Raw genomic sequence first — 18,797 nt, 5'->3', positions numbered from 1 at the left:
CTCGCGAGAGTCCTACGTTCGGAGCGCGAGAGTCCTGCGTTCGAGCACCCCGAGTTCAACGCTCAGGACAGGGTGACGCCCGCGGCCTTGGCCCGTTCGGCGCGCAGGCGCGTCACGTCCGGCAGCTCCAGCGGGGCGGGCTTCGTGCCCGTGGCCCACTCGATCAGCAGGTCGGCGAGCTGCGGGTTGCGCGGCAGCACGGGACCGTGCAGGTAGGTGCACAGGATGCGCCCCTGCACCGCGCCCTCCACCGAGCCGTCGTTGCCGGTGCCCACCTTGACGTGCGCCAACGGCCGCGCCGACGGCCCGAGGACGGTGCGGCCCTGGTGGTTCTCGAACCCGGTCAGCAGGCCCTCGAACAGCCCGTCCGCCGGGGTGGCGACGACCTCGCCGATGGCACGGCTGCCGCCCGCGTGCGAGGTCGAGTCGAGCAGCCCGAGACCGGGGTGGGTCACCTGGTCCGCCCGGGTGAACGACTCGCCGAAGATCTGGATGCCCGCGCACACCCCGAGCACAACCGCGCCCCGGGCCGCCGCCCGCTGCATGCCCGGGTGCTCGCGCAGGTGCCGCACGGCCAACGTCTGCGCCGTGTCCTCGCCGCCGCCGACGACGTAGATGTCGCACGACTCGGGCACCGGCTCGCCGAACCGGATGTTCACGATCTCGGCGGGGATGCCCCGCCACGTCATCCGCTTCTCCAGCACGACCGCGTTGCCGAAGTCGCCGTACGTGCCCAGCAGGTCGGGCAGCACGAGCGCGATCTGGACCTTGCTGGTGGTCACTGGGCGGCCCTCGCGTTCAGGTCGCGGAATGCGGTGTAGTTGGCGATCACCTCGACCGGGCCCGGCGGCATGGCGTCGATCGCCAGCAGCGGGTCCGGCACGATCGTGTGCTCGACCTCGGCGTAGGTCAGCCGCACGGCCAGGTCCGTCGCCCGCTCGCCGGACGCGATGACCTGCCGGCCGCGCAGCCGCTCGAACGGCACGTCCCACAGCCACGACAGGTCGCGCCCGTCGGCCTCGTGCGCGTTGATCACGAGCACGGCCGGGTGGTCGGCCTCCCGCACGACGGTCAGCGTCTCGCTCCACCCGGCGGGGTTCTTCGACAGCAGCAGCCGCGCCCGGTGCCCGGACCGCTGGATCGTCCGGTACCGACCGGCCACGTTGGACACCGCGCGCAACCGCTGCACGGCCTCCTCGACCGGCACGCCGAGCGACACGGCGGCGGCCGTGGCCATCACGGCGTTGGCCTGGTTGAACTTCCCGGGCAGGCGCAGCGCCAGCTCCACCTTCACGCCCTGCGGCGTCACCAGGTACCCGTCGCCGGTCACCCACTGCGGGCGCGGCCGGGCCAGGTCGCACCCGGTGCACTGCCAGTGCTCGCCCTCCCAGCGGATGGGGTCGCCGCAGCGCGGGCACGAGGCGGCGTCGTTGTGCCAGCCCGTGCCGGTGGCCACCCACACCACGTCCGCCGAGTCGCGGGCCGCCGACGTCACCATGATGTCGTCGCAGTTGGCCACCACGACGCCGGTCACCGACGTCAGCGCCGTGCGCAGCGACTTCTCGATGGTGCGCACCTCGCCGACCCGGTCGAGCTGGTCGCGGCTGAGGTTGAGCAGCACCGCCACCGCGGGTGTCGCGGCGCGCACGACCTCGGGGAAGTACCCCTCGTCCACCTCCAGCACCGCGTACGGCGCGTCGGGCTGCTTGGACAGCGCGGTCACGTGGCCGTCGGGCATGTTGGCGCCACCGTGGTTGGTGGCGACCTCGCCCAGGAACGACACCGCGCGGCTCAGCATCATCGTGCTGGTGGTCTTGCCGTTGGTGCCGGTCACCAGGGCGACCTGGCGGCCCGACGTCAAGTGCGCCAGCGCCTGCGGGTCGAGCCTCAGCGCGACCCGGCCGCCGATCATGCCGCCCGCGCCCAGGCCCATCTTCTGCGACAGCTTGGAACTCATGTTGCCCAGTCGCACGGCCGCGGCGGTGCGCAGCGGCAGTCGGGCTGGGTCTGCACCTGGAGTGTTCGGCAACCGACTTCCCGGATCTGTCAGGGGAGGGGGAACCCCGATGCTACCGGGGACCGTGGTGCTCCAGTTCCCGCAGGGTCCGGATCAGGTCCACCGTGCTGAGCTGGCACAACTGGGCCATGTACTCCAGCGCGGGCAGGTCGAGGTGCACCTCGGGCGGCTGGCCGGGCACGAGGTGGGCGAGCCGACCCTGGGCCCAGCGGCGCAGCGGCATCAGCTGGGGCCGGGTGTCGGCCACGACGGTGGACAGGTCGACGGAGAGGTGCCCGGCGGGCGCGTCGCCGAACACGCGTTCGTGCACGCGGGCGAGCACCTCGTGCGCGGGCACGCCCAGCGCGACGCAGATCTCCACCAACCGGACCACCGAGCACTGCCGGGTGCCGAGTTCGTACGTGGCCAGGGTTTGCAGCGAGATGTCGCTCTGCAGCCGGCGGTTGAGCTCCTTGCGGGTCCATCCACGCTGCTTGCGAAGGCTGCGGAGCTCATCACCGAGCACGCGCTGGTACGCCGCTGTGTCGATCTGCACCGTCGATCCTCCAGTCCGCCGGGGCCCGTCAGACCCCACGGAGATGGAAAGCGCGACAGTGCGATCGCTTACGCGAGTTGTCCGATTTATCGCCCGATCGGGCTAAGCAAGTAGTACTTAAAGTAGAGTTTCACCGCTCCAAAGCGCGGGTGACACCGCTTTCCCGGGGACCCAGGAAGCGGGGGTCCGGCTTGGCGACGACGCCGTCCCACATGGCCTTGGCCGCCGCGAACACCTCGCGGAACTCGCCGTAAGCGGTGACCGACGGGAAGTCGGACGTGTCGTGCCCCACGCCGGACGCCTCGATGCCCGCCGAGCGGCACAGCGCCACCGCGCGGGGCAGGTGGAACTCCTGCGTCACCACGGTCGCCCGCTCGACGCCGAAGATCCGCTTGGCGCGCGTGCACGAGTCCCACGTGTCCAGTCCCGCGTAGTCGGCCACCACGTCCCCGGCGGGCACGCCCCGGCCGATCAGGTAGGTGCGCATCGCGGTCGGCTCGTCGTAGTCGGTGCTGCTGTTGTCGCCGCTGACCAGCAGCACCTCGACCTTGCCGCGCCGGTACAGGTCGGCGGCCACGTCGAGCCGGCCCGCCAGGAACGCCGAGGGCGTGCCGGACGGGGTCAGGCCCGCGCCGAGCACCAGCGCCACGGGCGCGTCCGGCACGTCCGCCGCGCCGTGGACGTAGGGCGCGCTGGAGGTCCGCACCCACACCCACGGCGTGGCCGCGAGCGCCACCAGCACGCCGAGCGCCACCAGCACCCGCTTCCAGCGGACGCGTTCGAAGAACCCCTTCACGACCTGCCCCCCGGTGGACGATCAGTTGACGCAGCGCACCCCGTCCGCCGTGATGGGCGGCTCGGTCGTGGTCGACGTGTCCGGCTGCTGCCTCCGCGCGCCGTCCAGCCCGACCAGCGGCCCGCCCGCGAGGTTCTGCGCGCCCGGCCCCGAGTAGTCCGCCCCCACGAACACCCGCACGCGACCCGCCGGGACGTTGGCGTCCTGCTCGAGGTCGAGCCCGCCCAGCGCCTCGGAGACGGCCTCCGCGCCCGCCTCGCCGCCCACGCCGTAGCGGACCACCGACACGTCCAGGGGCGCGGCGTTGTCCGTGCCGCCGTCCACGAACCGCTCGGCCACCAGCGACTGGAGCACCCGGGCGGCCAGCCCGGGCGTGCCGGAGGCGTTGCGGACCTCGACGGTCACCGCCGCGTTGTCCACGGTCGGGGCGGTGCTGCCGACGGCCTTGGGGTCGGAGCTGAGGGTCTTGAAGAACTTCTTGACGTCCCGCTCGTTGACCTCGATCGCGGTGCCGTCCTCGGGCGTGGCCAGCTCCGGGTTGCCGGTCGGGATGGTCTCGAACTTGAGGCTGCCGCCGGTCAGGTCCTTCATCTGGGTCGCGAACCGCAGCACGTCCCAGTTCTTGTCCAGCACGATGGACTTGGTCAGCGCGTCGATCAGGGCGCGCAGCTTGCCGGGGTCGGACAGGGTGCCCGCGGAGAGGATCTGCTTGGCCAGGCCGGCCATGAACACCTGCTGGCGCACGATGCGGTCGAGGTCGCCGCGCAGCAGCCCGTACCGCTGCCGCACGAACGCCAGCGCCTCGCGGCCCTGGATGCGCTGCTGCCCGGCGGCGAAGTTCGCGCCCGACATGTCGTCGCGGGTCGCCTGGTTGAGGCACACGTCCACGCCGCCGACGGCCTTGGTGATCTCGTAGAACCCGACCAGGTTGATCTCGGCGTAGTGGTCGATCGTGACGCCGGTCAGGTTCTCGATGGTGCCGATGAGGTTCTTGGCGGCGTCCTGGCGGGACCGCACCTCCAGCTGCGCGGGGTCGGTGACGCCCTCGCGCTGCAACTTGGCGACGGCGTCGTTCTTGCCGTAGCCGTAGGCCGAGTTGATCTTGTGCCGGCCGTAGCCACCGGCGATCTGCACGTAGGAGTCGCGCGGGAACGACACCGCGACGGCCTTGCCGCCGTCGTTGGGCACGTGCATCAGGATCAGCGTGTCGGTGTTCAGCCCGCCGTCGTTCTCGTTGCCCGCGTGCAGCTCGTTGAGGATCTCCTGGGGCAGCGGGTTGCCCTTGGAGTCCGTGCGGCTGTCCATGCCGACCATGAGGATGTCGACCGACCCGTCGGCGGGCTTCTCGCCGCCGCCCGCGTCGCTGATCACGTCGGTGGTGCTGATCTCGCTCAGCAGCGTGCTGAGGTTCGCCCACGCGTAGCCGGTGCCCACCAGCACGGCCACCGACATCAGCGCGAGGAGCGACCGGCCGAAGATCGCGCCGCCGGTGGTCGGGCGCTCGGGCGGTCGGCGCCGCGGCGGCCCGGCGGTAGGGCGCGGGCGGGTGGCGGGGACGCGCCGGGGCGCGGCGGGCCGGCGGCCGTCGGGTTCGGCCGCCCTGGTGGTCGGCCGGGACCGCTCGCCGGGGGCGCGGCGCTCGTCGGCGAAGCGCTCGGTCTGGTCCGGTGCGCGGCGTCCCGCGCGGCGCTCGGGGTGACCGGGTGCGCGGCGGTCGCCGACCGGGCGCTCCGGTTGGCCGGGGCCACGCCCGACCTGGCCGGACCCGCGGCGGTCCGCCGGGGGGTGCTCCGGACCGCGCCGCCCCGGCTCGCCGCGCCGCGGCGGTTGCTGACCGTGCGGCGGTTGGCCCGCGGAGGGTGCCCGAGGTGGAACGGGTCGCCTGCGGAACCCGTCGGGTTCGCCTGGCCTCGGCGGCCGGTTGTCCACTCCCACTCCTCCCGTGTACCCGGGTACGGGCCATTGGACGCATGGCACGCCCCCCGGGTTGCCCACCAGCGTCGCACAACGGCGGCGCCGGACGTGGTGATACCGGCCCGTGGGCCGCCTGACCAGGACGGTTACCCGATTGTGAGGTGCGCGGGCCGGCGTTCGTAGACTGCCACCGTGCTGACCATGCAGGATGCGCTGCTCGCGCTGACCAGGTACTGGACCGAACGGGGCTGCGTCGTCGTGCAGCCGTACAACACCGAGGTCGGCGCCGGTACGTTGAACCCGGCCACCGTGCTGCGGGTGCTGGGTCCGGAGCCGTGGCGGGTGTCCTACGTCGAGCCCAGCGTGCGGCCCGACGACGCGCGGTACGGCGAGAACCCCAACCGGTTGCAGACCCACACGCAGTTCCAGGTCATCCTCAAGCCGGACCCCGGTAACCCCCAGGAGCTGTACCTGGGCAGCCTCGAAGCGCTCGGCATCGACGTGCGCGCGCACGACGTGCGGTTCGTGGAGGACAACTGGGCCTCGCCCGCCCTGGGCGCGTGGGGCCTGGGCTGGGAGGTGTGGCTGGACGGGTTGGAGATCACCCAGTTCACCTACTTCCAGCAGGCGGGCGGCATGTCGCTCGACCCGGTGTCGGTGGAGATCACGTACGGCATCGAGCGCATCATGATGGCGCTGCAGGGCGTCGACCACTTCAAGGACATCGCCTACGCGCCCGGCATCTCCTACGGCGAGGCGTTCGGCCAGGCCGAGTACGAGATGAGCCGCTACTACCTCGACGACGCCGACGTGGAGGCGAACAAGCGGCTGTTCGAGGAGTACGCCGCCGAGGCGCGCCGGATGCTGGACGCCCGCCTGCCCGTGCCCGCGCACAACTACGTGCTCAAGTGCTCGCACGCGTTCAACGTGCTCGACGCGCGCGGCGCGATCAGCACCACCGAGCGGGCCCGGGCGTTCGGCCGGATGCGCGGGCTCGCCCGCGAGGTCGCCGCGCTGTGGGCGGCCCGCCGCGAGGAGCTGGGCCACCCCCTCGGGCTCGCCGAGGCGCCCGCGCCGGCCGTGCCGCCGACGGAGTTCGCGGAGGTCGCCGAGCCCGCCACGCTGCTGTTCGAGATCGGCACGGAGGAGCTGCCGCCCGCCGAGGTGACCCGCACCGTCGAGGCGGTCGCCCGGGCGGTCGCGGACAAGCTGGCCGCGACCAGGCTGGCGCACGGCGCGGTCGAGGCGCACGGCACCCCGCGCCGGGTCGTGGTGCTCGTGCCCGACGTCGCGCCGCGCGAGCCCGACGCCGAGAAGACCGTGCGCGGTCCCCGGGTGTCCGCCGCGTTCGACGCCGACGGCAACCCGACCAAGGCCGGGCAGGGCTTCGCCCGCGGCCAGGGCGTGGCCGTCGAGGCGCTGGGCCGGGTCACCGAGAACGGCGTCGAGCACGTCGCCCTGGTCCGCACCGACCCCGGTCGCGGCGCGGTGGAGGTGCTCAGCGGGCTGCTCGCCGAGGTGGTGTCCGAGCTGCGCGCCGAGAAGAACATGAAGTGGAACGACCCGAAGCTGTCGTTCACCCGCCCGATCCGGTGGCTGCTGGCCCTGCTCGGCACGACGCCCGTGCCGGTCGCGGTGTCCTCGCTGGCCGCCGAGCCGCGCACCCGCGTGCACCGCACCGCCGCCGAGCCGGTGGTCGAGGTGTCCACGGCGGACGGTTACCTGGAGTTCCTGGCCGGGCACGGCATCGACGCCTCGGCGCGGGTGCGCCGGGACGCCGTGGTGGCCCGCGCCGAGGAGCTGGCGGCGACCGTCGACGGGGTCGTGGACTTCGAGGGGGTCCTGGACGAGGTCACGAACCTGGTCGAGCGGCCCACGCCGATCCTCGGCTCGTTCGAGGAGCGCTACCTGGAGCTGCCCGCCCAGATCCTCACGACCGTGATGCGCAAGCACCAGCGGTACCTGCCGGTGCGGACGCGGGACGGCTCGCTGCTGCCGCACTTCGTGGCCGTGGCCAACGGCGAGGTGGACGCGGACCTGGTCCGCGCGGGCAACGAGGCCGTGCTGCGGGCCCGGTACGAGGACGCGGCGTTCTTCTGGCGGGCCGACCTGCGCACGCCGCTGGAGGACATGAAGGCGGGGCTGGAGAAGCTCACGTTCGCCGACAAGCTGGGCTCCATGGCCGACCGCGCGGGTCGGATCGCGGTCCTGGCGCGGCGGCTGGCCGAGGAGGTCGGCGCGGCCGACGAGACCCTGGCGCGCGCGGGCGAGCTGGCCAAGTTCGACCTCGGCTCGCAGATGGTGATCGAGCTGTCGAGCCTGGCGGGCGTGATGGCCCGCGAGTACGCCGAGCGGGCGGGGGAGACCCCGGAGGTCGCGCGGGCGCTGTTCGAGATGGAGCTGCCGCGCTCGGCGGGCGACGCGCTGCCGTCGTCCACGCCCGGCGCGCTGCTGTCGCTGGCGGACCGGTTCGACCTGCTGGCCGGCCTGTTCGGCATCGGCGCCAACCCGACCGGCAGCTCCGACCCGTTCGGGCTGCGGCGGGCCGCGCTGGGCGCGGTGAGCGTGCTGCGGGCGTTCCCCGACCTGAAGGGCATCACGCTGACCAAGGCGCTGGCGCTGGCCGCGCAGGGCATCGAGGAGCAGCGGTGGGAGGTGTCGGCGGAGGCGCTGGACACCGCCCGCGAGTTCGCCGTGCGGCGCTACGAGCAGCAGTTGCTCGACGCCGGGCACGACCACCGGTTCGTCAACGCCGTGCTGCCGCTGGCCGACGCGCCCGCGGTGGCCGACGCCGCGCTGGCCGAGCTGACGGACCTGGCGGGCGACCCGGGCTTCGCCGCGCTGGTCGCCGCGTTGCAGCGGGTGCGCCGGATCGTGCCCGCGGACGTGGTGGGCGAGTACGACCCGCAGGTGCTCGTGGAGCCCGCCGAGGTGGCCCTGCACAAGGCGGTCGCGGACGTGCCCGCCGGCGTCACGGGCCCGGCCGCGTTCGCCGCCGCCGCGAGCGGCCTGACGGGGCCGGTGAACACGTTCTTCGACGAGGTGCTGGTGATGGCCGAGGACGCGGACGTGAAGCGGGCCAGGCTCGGGCTGCTGGCCGCGATCCGCGACCTGGCCGCGCCGGTGCTCGACTGGCAGGCGCTGGGCACGGCCCTGGGCTGAACCCGGACATGCCGAGGTCCCCGCCCCCGGGTCGTCCCGGTGGCGGGGATCCCACGCTCCCGGACTACCAGTCGCGGTTGTCCTGGAGGGCGATCACCCGGGTGCCGCCGGATGACACAGGAGCGTTGACGACGGTGTTGTCCTGTGCGGTTTGTCCGGCGCCGACGGCTGTTCCGGCGCCCAAGGCGAGCAGAGCCGCTGCGGTCGCGGCCACCAGCGCTGCGGGGATGATTCTCACGCTGTCTTCTCCTCACACACCCGACCGGGATCGGTCGGCGCCACCTTTGCGTACAAATTACGTGATCAAGCGCCGACCCGCGACACCGCATCTTTTGTAGCCGATCGGGTGCACAGCGTGACATCCGGGCGTCGGTAGGGGGGTGAGCTGGGGTTTCAACGCTCCGGAGCGGTCGGTGAACTGAATGTTACAGACCATTTGGCGTCGTCGGGTTGCTACGTCTTGACGAACCTGCACCCCAAGGGTTGGAATTCCGCAACATTCCGTTATTCACGCCGTCGACGTTGATGTGCCCGGCAAGGGGTTGGCGAATGCGAAGGCTACTCAGAGCCGCGTCCTGCGGTCTCCTCGTCCTGTTCGTCGGAGCGTGCGGGACGTCGGTCGACCCCCTCGCGCCGCCCACGGGCAACCGGGCCCCGAAGCCGGTCGTCGGCGTGATCCTGCCGGACCGCTCCTCGTCGGACCGGTGGGAGGACCAGGACCGGCGGCTGCTGCTGCAGGCGCTCAACTTCGCGGGCATCGAGGGCAGGATCGAGAACGCGGACGGCGACGAGGCGAAGTTCGCGAGCATCGCCGACCAGATGATCGCCGCCGGCGTGAAGGTGCTCATGACGACGCCGCTGAGCCCTGAGGGCGGCGCGGCGGTGGAGCGCAAGGCGCGGGAGGCGAACATCCCGGTCATCAACTACGACCGGATCAGCCTGGGCGGCCAGGCCGACTACTACGTCTCGTTCGACAACCTCAACGTCGGCGAGCTGCAGGCCGAGGGGCTGCTGAAGTGCCTGGGCGACAAGCCGGGCGCGCGGATCATCGAGCTGCAGGGCGCACCGACGGACAACAACGCGACCCTGTTCTTCGACGGCCAGCGCCGCAAGCTCGGCCCCAAGTACGACTCCGGCGCGTTGCGGCTGCTGGACGGCAAGGCCATCGACAAGTGGGACCCCGTGCTCGGCAAGGCGGCGTTCGAGCAGATGCTCTCGGCCAACGGCAACGCGGTGGACGGCGTGGTCGCCGCCAACGACGGGCTGGCGGGCGCGGCGATCGAGGTGCTCAAGGCGAAGGGCCTCGCCGGTCGGGTGCCGGTGACCGGTCAGGACGCCACGGTCGAGGGCCTGCGCGCGATCCTGCGCGGCGAGCAGTGCATGACGGTCTACAAGCCGATCCGGGACGAGGCCGAGGCGGCGGCGCGGCTGGCGATCGCGGTGGCGCGCGGCGACCTGAGCGGCGCGGACGACCTGGCCACCGGCAACACCCGCGACCTGGTGGCCAAGCGGGACGTGAAGTCGGTGCTGCTGGGCGCGGACCTGATCACCCGCGAGAACGTGCGCACGCTCGTGGCCGAGAGCGTGGTGAAGCCGGCGGACCTGTGCGCGGGCGACCTCGCCGACGACTGCGCCGAGCTGGGCATCGTCACCGGCTGACCGGCGCCGCCGGCTCGGTGCTGCCGGCTCGGTGCTGCCGGGTCGGTGCTGCCGGGTTCGGGCAGCACGTCGACGTCGCCCGGGCCCATCGGCTCGCCGCACTCGGAGCAGTGCAGCTCCACGTGCGCCACCCGGCCGCAGGCGTGGTGGCGGTAGAGCACGGGCGGGCCCGCCTCGCCGGCCGTCCACCGGTCGCCCCAGCGCACCACCACCAGCTCCACCAGCTCGGTGCCCTTCTCCGTGAGCACGTACTCGTGGCGCGGCGGTTTCGCGGAGTACTCGCGCCGGTCCGGCACGCCCTGCCCGACCAGCCACCGCAGCCGTTCGGCGAGCACCTCGCGGGAGATGCCCACGTGGACGTCCCGCAGGATCAGCGGCGACCACGGCTCGCCCACGACGTCCATGGTGCGCGCGATCGAGCAGGCCATGTCGCCGAACCGGGTTCGCTGCACGGGCACGGTCTGGCCGGGAGGGTTCCCTCGGGGAACTTGGAGGTGCCCGACGGCCCGACCGACCGTCGTCCCGCCGCGGGAGCGGCAAGCCGCCCGGGACGAGCCGGGCCCGGGCGGACGTGTCGGCCCGGGTGCGTTCCCGCGCGCCGGGCACGGGGGCTGAGCGCCGTGGGCCGGAGCCTGACCGAGGCCGAACGTGACGAATTCCTCACCCGACCGCCCACCGCTGACCGTGCCCGTGTTCTACGCCTATCGCGGCAGGGGCGTTCAGCCCGTGCGTGCAGCAGCCGACGTTCCCCTGCCGGTACGTGACCGCCGAGTGCGAGGTGGAGCGCGCCGGCCGGGCACCCGCCGCGGCGGACGTCCTCGCCGTGACGAGCCGGTACCCGCCCGAGGAGGCCGCACGGGCGTTCGCCGAGGCCGGGACCGCCGACCTGACGGGCAAGTTCGTGCTGTTCACGGGCCGTCCCGTGCGGTGGCTGACGCACGACTCCGGCGAGCCGGACTAGCCCTCCTCGTCGTGCCGCCCGGAGATGAACTCCTGCACCCGGATCTTCACCCGGATCAGCGGCTGGCGGAGGCGGGCCTCCCGGCGGTACGCCCGGCGCAGCTTGCGCGAGCCCTCGGTGTACCGCCAGCGGGCCCAGGGTGAGCCGGGGCGGGCCAGCCGCACCGCGCCGATCTCCGGCAGCACGGGCACCAGCAGGCCGAGCAGGCCCGTCCACACCTTGCCCTTGAGCAGTGCCACGATCGCGAACGCGAGGTTGACCAGCAGGATCAGCACCCGCAGGGCCACGCCCTCGCCGTAGAACTCCTCGTAGCCCAGCGGCCGGGCGCCGAGCAGCAGCAGGCCGGTCATCCCGATGGCCAGGAACACCGCGTCGACCGACAGCCGGCCGTCCTTGGTCCAGTACACGTCCCGCAGGTGCAGGATCAGCGCGAACTCGTCCAGCACCAGGGCCGCGCCCACCCCGAGCAGCGCCGCTGCGGCAACCCGCACCCCGTGCTGGTCGTCCGGCACGGCCAGCCCGATCACCCCGCCGAGCAGCATGAACACCGCGCCGAACACGACGTGGTGGATGTGCGTGCCACCGGGCGTGATGTTGCCCGGCCACCAGCGGACCTTGGCCCTGATCAGGCGGACGCTGATCCGGATGAGGACGAAGGTGACCACCAGGCCGAGGAAGAAGAACAGCAGCCGGGACTGGGGCAGGTCGAGCGCGGGCACCCCTCCATCTTCACCCGCGGGGGTTACTTGATGTTGATGCCTCCGGTGATGTCGCCCGCCTGCACCACGGTGCCGTGGACCGTGCCCGTGACCTGGTTGTTCACCCGGCCGGACTGCGTCACGGCGTGGTGGGCGCGCAGCTCGGCGCCGAACGCGGGATCGGCCTGCACGGCCCGTTCCAGCACCTCGCCGAGCCGCTTGACCTGCGGCGAGTCCGGAGGCGTCCCCTCGGCGGCGGTGAGCGCGGCGGACGCGACGGGGTCGTCGGCGAACCTGGCGCGGACCAGCTCGTACAGCCCGGCGACGGCGCGCGAGGCGAGCGACGCGGCGATGGTGACCAACATCGGTTCAGGCATCGGGAACCCCCTGTGATCGCGGCCTCGCCCACCGTAGCAGTGCGACTCGCCGCATTCTTCCGCTCGACTGCCGGCGGGCTCTCGTGGTTGACTGTCTTCGGTCGTACCTTTCTGTGTTCGTGTTCCACCACGCTCGCGGAACGGAGTTGCGGGCGCCGAACTTTCCTCGCCAGGAGGGGCCGGGGCCCTAGCTGACCCGGTGGTCGCAAGCGCGATCCGGCACCTGTTAGAGGAGAAGTAGCAAGATGGCAGTTCAGGGCACCGTCAAGTGGTTCAACGCGGAGAAGGGCTTCGGCTTCATCTCCCCGGACAACGGTGGCGCCGACGTGTTCGTGCACTACTCGGAGATCCAGAGCAACGGCTACCGCACCCTGGAAGAGAACCAGCGGGTGGAGTTCGAGATCGGCCAGGGCCAGAAGGGCCCGCAGGCGCAGACGGTTCGACCGCTCTGACCTAATCCGGGTCACCACCAGGACCTGGATCTTTTCGGGCCGCCACCCCTCCGCGCCAGCGGGGGTGTGGCGGCCCGAATCGTGTGCTCAGGTGGTCAGCGCGGGCGCCTGGCCGCCGTAGACCCGCTTGCCGACCAGCCGGGCGTCGTCGAAGACGAAGAACGCCGTCGTGCGGACCCGGTAGGCCCGCCCGGTCGGCTCCTCGCCGCGCAGGCTGCCCAGGTGGGTGCCCTCCAGCTCCAGCTCCACGATGACCGCGCCGTCGGCGTGGTGCAGCTCCACGAGCGTGCTGCGCCGGTCCGGGAACGCGTCGCGGAGGCGGGCGTAGTAGCCGGCGACCTCGGCGCGGCCGTCGAACACCTGCCCGGTCGCCACGATCTCCCACCGCGGGTGGTCGAACGCGCCGACGGCCGTGTCGAACTCGTGCTCGTTCTCCGACTCCAGGTGCTCCAGCACGATCGCTTCCCGCAGTGCCCGCAGCGCCTTCGAGTCGGTCATGCGCGCACGAAACACGCACGCGCACCCACCAGTCAAGACGGCATCCGCGTGGTCGGCGGTCAGGGGCGCATCTCGTACGCGCCCGACAGGGCGGCCACGCGCTCCCACACGCGGTCGAAGCGGCCCTGGTCGACCACTGGCTTGCGAACCTGCCCGACCGCCCACCGCTGCTGCGCCTCGGTGGAGGACGCCTTGCCGTGCAGCGCGACCGCGTACGCCGAGAAGTCGCGCACCAGGACGTCGAACACCTGGTCCAGCACGTCGGCGTCCAGGCCGGTGATCTCGGCCTGCTCCAGGACGAGCTGACCGTAGACGACCAGCGTGAACAGGTGGCCCAGGGTGAGCAGGAAGTCCAGGTCCCGCTGCTGCGCCTCGTCGGGCGCGGCCTCGGCGAGCAGCGTCCGCAGGGACCTCGCCTGCTCGTGGAAGCGGGCCGCGTTGGGCACGTGGGCGTGCTCGCGGTAGGCGGTCTCCCAGTCGTGGAAGGTGATGCCGCCCAGGCCGCGGGCCGGGCCCTGCCGCCAGAAGAACCCGTCGTCGGCCGGGTCGTGCCGGGTCGGCACCTCCGGGTAGTCCGTCGGGTGGAACAGGTAGTTCGGCAGGAACTTGAGCACCAGGGCCAGGTTGACGTGGACCGTGCCTTCCAGCTTCGGCAGCGCCCGGATGTCCCGGGTGGCCATCGTGAAGTAGGTGTCCTTCTCGAAGCCCTTGGCCGCGATCACGTCCCAGAGCAGGTCTATCACCCGTTCACCCTCGCTGGTGACCTTCATCTTGGTGATCGGGTTGAACAGCAGGTAGCGGCGGTCGTCGGGGGAGGCGCTGCGGAAGTAGTCCACCGACCGGTCGGCGAACAGCTTCATCGCGGCCAGGCGGGCGTAGGCGTCCACGAAGTTCTGCCGCACGTGCGGGAAGTCGGTCACCCGCTTGCCGTACAGCACCCGGTTGTGGGCGTGGGTGACGGCCTCGTGGAAGGCGTGCTCGTCGATGCCGATGGAGGCCGTGCAGAGGTTGAACTTGCCCACGTTGACGGTGTTGAGGGTGGCGCTGAACGCGTCGGTGCCGGTGTGCAGCACGTCGGCCGCGGTGACCGGGTAGTCGTGCAGGCGGAACTCGCTGACGTACATCTGCGAGTCGACCACGTTCTTGACCAGCTCGAACCTCTCGTGCCGCGGGTCGACGGCGAAGAAGACGTACCCGTCGGGGCCCTCGACGTCCGCGCGGCGGCCGAAGACCGACACCATGCCGGCCACGTTGCCGTTGCCGATGTAGTACTTGCCGCCGGACGCGGTGAAGCCGTCGCCGGTCGGCGTGAGCACCATGTCGGTCGAGTAGACGTCGGCGCCGTGCTCCTTCTCCGACAGCCCGAACGCGAACACCGCGCCCCGGTCGAGCAGCTCGGCGGCCTTCCGGCGGGCCGCGGCGTTGTCGCTCATCCAGATGGGGCCCAGGCCCAGCACGGTGACCTGCCAGGCGTACCAGTACTGGAGGCCGTAGAACGCGAGCACCTCGCTCAGCGCGGCGTTGCGGGCGGCGTCCCAGCGCTTGGCGGGGTCGCCGCCGGCCTCGGCGGCGGGCGTGCAGAAGGTCGCGAACAGCTTCTCGCGCGCGACGAAGTCCAGGAAGTCGGTGTACCAGACCTTCGCCTGGTCGTCGGCGACGAGGCGGCGCTTGCCGCGCTCCTCGAACCAGTCGACGGTCGCGCGGAGCAGGCGGCGGCTCTCGTCGTCCAGGTGGCGCGGGTCGTAGGTGTTCGGGTCGAACAGCACCGGGGTTCTCCCTTCGTCGCCGCCGCACGCTACCAGTCGGTAACTTGCCGGTGCGCTACTCCGCCAGCCGCCGGTACAGCGGGCGCAGCGCGTCGGTCACCGAACTGCCGTCCACGTCCAGCGGGCCCAACTGGTCGAGCAGCGCGTCCGGGCGCCCGGTGGCGGCCTCCGGGACGTCCGGCACGACCTCGGCGACCGGCGGGCGTGCCCAGAAGCCCTCGAAGTCGTCCTCGGGCTCCGGCTCGGCCGGTCGCCCGGGCGGGACGGGCGCGCGCAGCTCGCGCAACCGGTCGAGCAGGTCCTCGCGCGACCGGCCCCGCCAGGCCAGGATCTCGAACGGGTCGGTGTCGAACGACTCGGCGAGCAGGTAGCAGGTCGCGGCCAGGTGCTTGCACGGCACCTCCCAGTCCGGGCAGGTGCAGTCCATGTGCAGCTCACGGGTGGTGGCCGGGAACAGGGTGAGGCCGAGGTCGGCGAACACGTCCTCGATCTCCGGCGGCATCTCGCCGGCCAGCAGCTTGGCCGCGAAGATCGCCCGGTCGGCCAGCGCGTGCTCGATGCGCCGCCACTCGTCGTCGGTGAACTTCCGCACGCCGATCCGCGCCCGGTACGGCTCGGGGCGCGTCCCGGTCACCAGCGCCACCACCAGGCTGCTCGACAGCGACAGGCTCATCACCTGGCCGGTCCGCGCGTACGCCCGGCCGCGGCTCAGTCGCCCGGCCATGCCGAACGACTCCAGGACTTCGAGGAACCGGCGCGACCACCAGGTGCGGGCGACGTCGCCGCGCTTGCTGCGCAGCGTGAGGCCGCCCTCGACGCGGATCGGCCGCGCGGGCGGGCGGTAGCCGTGCCGGTCAGCCACCGACGGCCTCCCCGGACAGGGCGAACAGCTCGCGCAGCTCGCCGGTGGACAGCTCGGTCAGCCAGTCCTCGCCCGCGCCCACCACGAGCTGCGCCAACCCCCGCTTCTCCTCGATCATCCGGTCGATGCGCTCCTCCAGCGTGCCGACGCAGACGAACTTGCGCACCTGGACGTGCCGGCGCTGGCCGATGCGGAACGCCCGGTCGGTCGCCTGGTCCTCCACGGCCGGGTTCCACCAGCGGTCGAGGTGGATGACGTGGTTGGCGGCGGTCAGGTTCAGGCCCGTGCCGCCCGCCTTCAGCGACAGCACGAAGAGCGACGGGCCGTCCTCCGCCTGGAACCGCCGCACCATCTCGTCGCGCTGCCGCTTCGGCGTGCCGCCGTGCAGGTAGAGGACCTCGGTGTCGAAGCGGGTCGCCAGGTGGGGGACCACGAGCGAGCCGAACGCGGTGAACTGGGTGAAGCACACCGCCTTGTCGCCGTCGGCGAGCGCTTCGTCGAGGACCTCCTCCAACCGGGCTAGCTTGCCGGAGCGACCGGCGACTCGGGAGCCGTTGCCGAGCAGTTGCGCGGGGTGGTTGCAGACCTGCTTGAGCCGGGACGTGGTGGCCAGGACCAGGCCCTTGCGCTTCACGCCCTCCGACTCGGCGATCCTGCCCAGCATGTCGTCCACCACGGCCTGGTAGAGCGTCGCCTGCTCGGGGGTCAGCGTGCAGAGCTGCGTGACCTCGATCTTCTCCGGCAGGTCGGTGATCACCCGCGGGTCGGTCTTCAGGCGGCGCAGCACGAACGGGCCGGTGATGCGGCGCAGGCGCACGGCGGCGTCCTCGTCGTGGTGGCGTTCGACCGGGACGGCGAAGCGGGCGCGGAAGGTGGTGATCGAGCCGAGGATGCCGGGGTTGGCGAAGTCCATGATCGACCACAGCTCGGCCAGCCGGTTCTCCACGGGCGTGCCGGTCAGCGCGACGCGGTGCCGCGCGGGCAGGGCGCGCGCCACCTGCGACTGCCGGGTCGAGCTGTTCTTGATGTTCTGGGCCTCGTCCAGCACGACCCGGTCCCAGCTGACACCGGTCAGCTTCCCGGCGTCGCGCGCGAGGACCGCGTAGGTCGTGACGACCAGGTCGCAGTCGGTGTCCAGCGCCCGGTCGCTGCCGTGGTAGACCCGCACCCGGAGGTCGGGCGTGAAGCGGGCGGCCTCGCGCTGCCAGTTGCCGACCACCGACATCGGGCAGACCAGCAACGTCGGCAGCCGCTTGCCGTGCGCGCGGTTGTGCGCCTCCAGCGCCAGCAGCTGCACGGTCTTGCCCAGGCCCATGTCGTCGGCCAGGCACGCGCCGAGGCCCAGCCGGTCGAGGAACGCGAGCCAGGCCAGCCCGCGCGCCTGGTAGGGCCGCAGCCGGGCGACGAGCCCCGGTGGGTGCCCGACCGGTTCCAGGTGGTGCTCGACCTGGCCGGACAGCAGGTCGCCGAGCCAGCCGGTGGCGTCGACCCCGGTGAGCGGCAGCGGCAGGTCGGCGTCCTCGGGGTGCAGGCCGGAGTGCAGCAGGACCTGCGCGGCCGTCATCTGCCCACCGCCGCGCCCGAGGAACGCGAGGCCGGCGGCGAGGCGCTTCGGGTCGACGTGCACCCACTGGCCGCGGACGCGGACCAGCGGCACCTTCGCCTCGGCGAGCGACTTCAGCTCCGCCTCGGTCAACCGCTCGTCGCCGACGGCCAGCTCCCACCGGTAGTCGACCAGCACCTCCAGCCCGAGTTCGCCCTCCTTCGCGACCGCGCCCGCCGTGCCTCGGCTGGTGGCGGTGAGCCGCAGTCCCAGCCGGTGCGGCTGACGCCACCAGGAGGGCAGCATCACGCCGAACCCCGCCTCGGCCAGCGCGGAGGCGTGCCGGAGGAAGTCGTACGCGCCTTCGACGTCCAGTTCCAGCTCCACCGGCCGCCGGGCGGACAGCGCCCGGTCCAGCGCCGGGTAGAGCCGGCCGGCGCGCCCGAGGTCGCCGAGCAGCACGTCCTCGGGCCGGCTGACCCACCGCCGCAGCACCGCGTCGTGCTTGTGCCACAACTGCTCGGCCGTCACCACCACGCTCGGCTCGTCCACCGCCTGGAGCAGGAACTCGACCCGCCACCCGTCCTTCGCCGGGCCGCCCTGGTCGGGTGACGCGAGCCGGAAGCACGTCCGGACGGGGCTCTGGCCGAGCCCGTTGGCGCGCCACGCCGCCACCCCGGCGCGCAACGCGCCGACCTCACCGTCCAGCCGGGGTTCGCCCTCACCGACCAACGCCTCCAACCAGCGGGCCACGACTCCCGTGCCACCGGGCCGTGCGCCGCGCAGAGACGCCCGCACCTCCCGGTCGACCGCCCGATCCACCACCTCCTCGATCACGTCACGGAGCACCCCGGCGGCCAGGAACGACCGCGGCGCACTGCCCCGGAGTGCCGCGAACCGCAACGAGTCCACCCCGGACGACCCCGCCCGCCACCGGGCCCGGTTGTCCCCGTCCACCTCCGGCAGCACCCGCCCGCGGTGGACCAGGTCGCGGGCGAAGCCGAGGGCGTCGTTCACGAACCTCGCGGAAGCCCCGAGCCGGCAGTCGGCGGGCTCGGGCACCACCCCGTCGACCCAGAGGACGGGAACCGCCCACTCCCGCCACCGGAGGGCACCGCGCCGACCACCCGTGTCGTCCCGGACCAACTCGGGCGAGGGCACCGGCCCACCGGCGAAGGAGGGCAAGCGGACCGTGGCCTCGCCGGTCCCGCCGGCCTGCCCGAGCAATCCCCGGAGTTCCTGCCCACCAACCGCGAACGGGTGCCGAACGGCCCTCCGCGGCAACCGCCCCGCAACCCGCCCGGGCAGGTGGGAACCCTCAACCCACACCCCCACCCGCCCACCACTCACGCCCAACGCGTGCAGCACGAACACCACTGCACTATGCGCCCCACCCGAAACCGTCCCCGCCCCACCCCGCCCGGCACCCGCGCCCCGGGTCTCCGGCTCAGGAGCCCGGTTCGTAGAGCCCGGCCCGGGTTCGGGAAAGTCGGAGCCCTCCTGACGAGACCAGACCGGCTGGGCAGAACCGGCCGGCCAGAACCGGCTGGCCACAAC

At 72.6% G+C, this 18,797-nt stretch carries 16 protein-coding genes and 1 pseudogene; 4 read left to right on the top strand and 13 right to left on the bottom strand.

Going from position 1 to position 18,797, the window contains the following annotated elements:
* Positions 1-62 precede the first annotated feature (62 nt).
* From ACIGNX_RS05575 to ACIGNX_RS05555, 5 genes are all read right to left on the bottom strand, one after another.
* On the bottom strand, positions 63-782 hold the full coding sequence (locus ACIGNX_RS05575) for a type 1 glutamine amidotransferase (protein WP_396536633.1): 720 nt from the start codon (positions 780-782) through the stop codon (positions 63-65).
* Positions 779-1,957: a MurT ligase domain-containing protein gene (locus tag ACIGNX_RS05570; protein WP_396536631.1), complete on the bottom strand. Its 1,179-nt coding sequence runs from the start codon at positions 1,955-1,957 to the stop codon at positions 779-781. The genes ACIGNX_RS05575 and ACIGNX_RS05570 overlap by 4 nt, the downstream gene beginning before the upstream one ends.
* Before the next feature lie 112 nt (positions 1,958-2,069).
* Complete coding sequence (locus ACIGNX_RS05565; protein WP_396536629.1) at positions 2,070-2,552, bottom strand: helix-turn-helix domain-containing protein; 483 nt, start codon at positions 2,550-2,552, stop codon at positions 2,070-2,072.
* Between the two features lie 130 nt (positions 2,553-2,682).
* Positions 2,683-3,348, bottom strand: a complete 666-nt coding sequence (locus tag ACIGNX_RS05560; protein ID WP_396536627.1) for a vancomycin high temperature exclusion protein — start codon at positions 3,346-3,348, stop codon at positions 2,683-2,685.
* Positions 3,349-3,369: 21 nt separating this feature from the next.
* Positions 3,370-5,277: an LCP family protein gene (locus ACIGNX_RS05555; protein ID WP_396536625.1), complete on the bottom strand. Its 1,908-nt coding sequence runs from the start codon at positions 5,275-5,277 to the stop codon at positions 3,370-3,372.
* 186 nt (positions 5,278-5,463) lie between these two features.
* On the opposite strand from ACIGNX_RS05555, the gene ACIGNX_RS05550 reads away from it, so the two are divergent.
* The gene (locus ACIGNX_RS05550; protein ID WP_396536994.1) at positions 5,464-8,424 is read left to right on the top strand and encodes a glycine--tRNA ligase; all 2,961 of its coding nucleotides are present in this window, start codon (positions 5,464-5,466) and stop codon (positions 8,422-8,424) included.
* Between the two features lie 64 nt (positions 8,425-8,488).
* Here ACIGNX_RS05550 and ACIGNX_RS05545 read toward each other — a convergent pair whose 3' ends face one another.
* On the bottom strand, positions 8,489-8,662 hold the full coding sequence (locus tag ACIGNX_RS05545; protein ID WP_396536623.1) for a hypothetical protein: 174 nt from the start codon (positions 8,660-8,662) through the stop codon (positions 8,489-8,491).
* A 311-nt stretch (positions 8,663-8,973) separates the two neighbouring features.
* Between ACIGNX_RS05545 and ACIGNX_RS05540 the strand changes: the two genes are divergently transcribed.
* Positions 8,974-10,083, top strand: coding sequence for a sugar ABC transporter substrate-binding protein (locus ACIGNX_RS05540; protein ID WP_396536621.1), 1,110 nt, complete (start codon positions 8,974-8,976; stop codon positions 10,081-10,083).
* A 44-nt stretch (positions 10,084-10,127) separates the two neighbouring features.
* On the opposite strand, the pseudogene ACIGNX_RS05535 reads toward ACIGNX_RS05540, so the two are convergent.
* Positions 10,128-10,535 (bottom strand): annotated as a pseudogene (locus ACIGNX_RS05535) (winged helix-turn-helix transcriptional regulator); the annotation flags it as partial.
* A 278-nt stretch (positions 10,536-10,813) separates the two neighbouring features.
* Here ACIGNX_RS05535 and ACIGNX_RS05530 point away from each other — a divergent pair.
* Entirely contained in the window at positions 10,814-11,044 is a 231-nt protein-coding gene (locus tag ACIGNX_RS05530) for a hypothetical protein (protein WP_396536619.1), read from the top strand.
* Here ACIGNX_RS05530 and ACIGNX_RS05525 read toward each other — a convergent pair.
* Positions 11,041-11,763 (bottom strand): hypothetical protein, encoded by a 723-nt coding sequence (locus tag ACIGNX_RS05525; protein ID WP_396536617.1) that lies wholly within the window; start codon positions 11,761-11,763, stop codon positions 11,041-11,043. The two genes, ACIGNX_RS05530 and ACIGNX_RS05525, sit on opposite strands and share 4 nt — an antisense overlap.
* A gap of 23 nt (positions 11,764-11,786) precedes the next feature.
* The gene (locus ACIGNX_RS05520) at positions 11,787-12,119 is read right to left on the bottom strand and encodes a hypothetical protein (protein ID WP_396536615.1); all 333 of its coding nucleotides are present in this window, start codon (positions 12,117-12,119) and stop codon (positions 11,787-11,789) included.
* A 245-nt stretch (positions 12,120-12,364) separates the two neighbouring features.
* Here ACIGNX_RS05520 and ACIGNX_RS05515 point away from each other — a divergent pair, with 245 nt between their 5' ends.
* Positions 12,365-12,571: a cold-shock protein gene (locus tag ACIGNX_RS05515; protein ID WP_053717138.1), complete on the top strand. Its 207-nt coding sequence runs from the start codon at positions 12,365-12,367 to the stop codon at positions 12,569-12,571.
* Between the two features lie 87 nt (positions 12,572-12,658).
* Here the strand turns inward: ACIGNX_RS05515 and ACIGNX_RS05510 are convergent, their stop codons facing one another.
* From ACIGNX_RS05510 to ACIGNX_RS05495, 4 genes are read right to left on the bottom strand one after another with little or no spacing between them, the layout of a single operon-like run.
* On the bottom strand, positions 12,659-13,069 hold the full coding sequence (locus ACIGNX_RS05510) for an ester cyclase (protein ID WP_396536613.1): 411 nt from the start codon (positions 13,067-13,069) through the stop codon (positions 12,659-12,661).
* Between the two features lie 59 nt (positions 13,070-13,128).
* Positions 13,129-14,835: an acyl-CoA dehydrogenase gene (locus tag ACIGNX_RS05505; protein WP_396536611.1), complete on the bottom strand. Its 1,707-nt coding sequence runs from the start codon at positions 14,833-14,835 to the stop codon at positions 13,129-13,131.
* Between the two features lie 55 nt (positions 14,836-14,890).
* Positions 14,891-15,697 carry an SWIM zinc finger family protein gene (locus ACIGNX_RS05500; protein WP_396536609.1) on the bottom strand — a complete coding sequence of 269 codons (807 nt, stop codon included), beginning with the start codon at positions 15,695-15,697 and terminating at the stop codon, positions 14,891-14,893.
* Complete coding sequence (locus ACIGNX_RS05495; protein WP_396536607.1) at positions 15,690-18,257, bottom strand: DEAD/DEAH box helicase; 2,568 nt, start codon at positions 18,255-18,257, stop codon at positions 15,690-15,692. Before ACIGNX_RS05495 ends, ACIGNX_RS05500 begins: the two co-directional genes overlap by 8 nt.
* Positions 18,258-18,797: the final 540 nt, after the last annotated feature.

The sequence above is a fragment of the Actinosynnema sp. NPDC053489 genome, assembly GCF_044544865.1.
Lineage (GTDB): Bacteria > Actinomycetota > Actinomycetes > Mycobacteriales > Pseudonocardiaceae > Actinosynnema.
The sequence above is the reverse complement of the archived record's forward strand: the minus strand, read 5'-3'. Positions and strand labels throughout refer to the sequence as shown.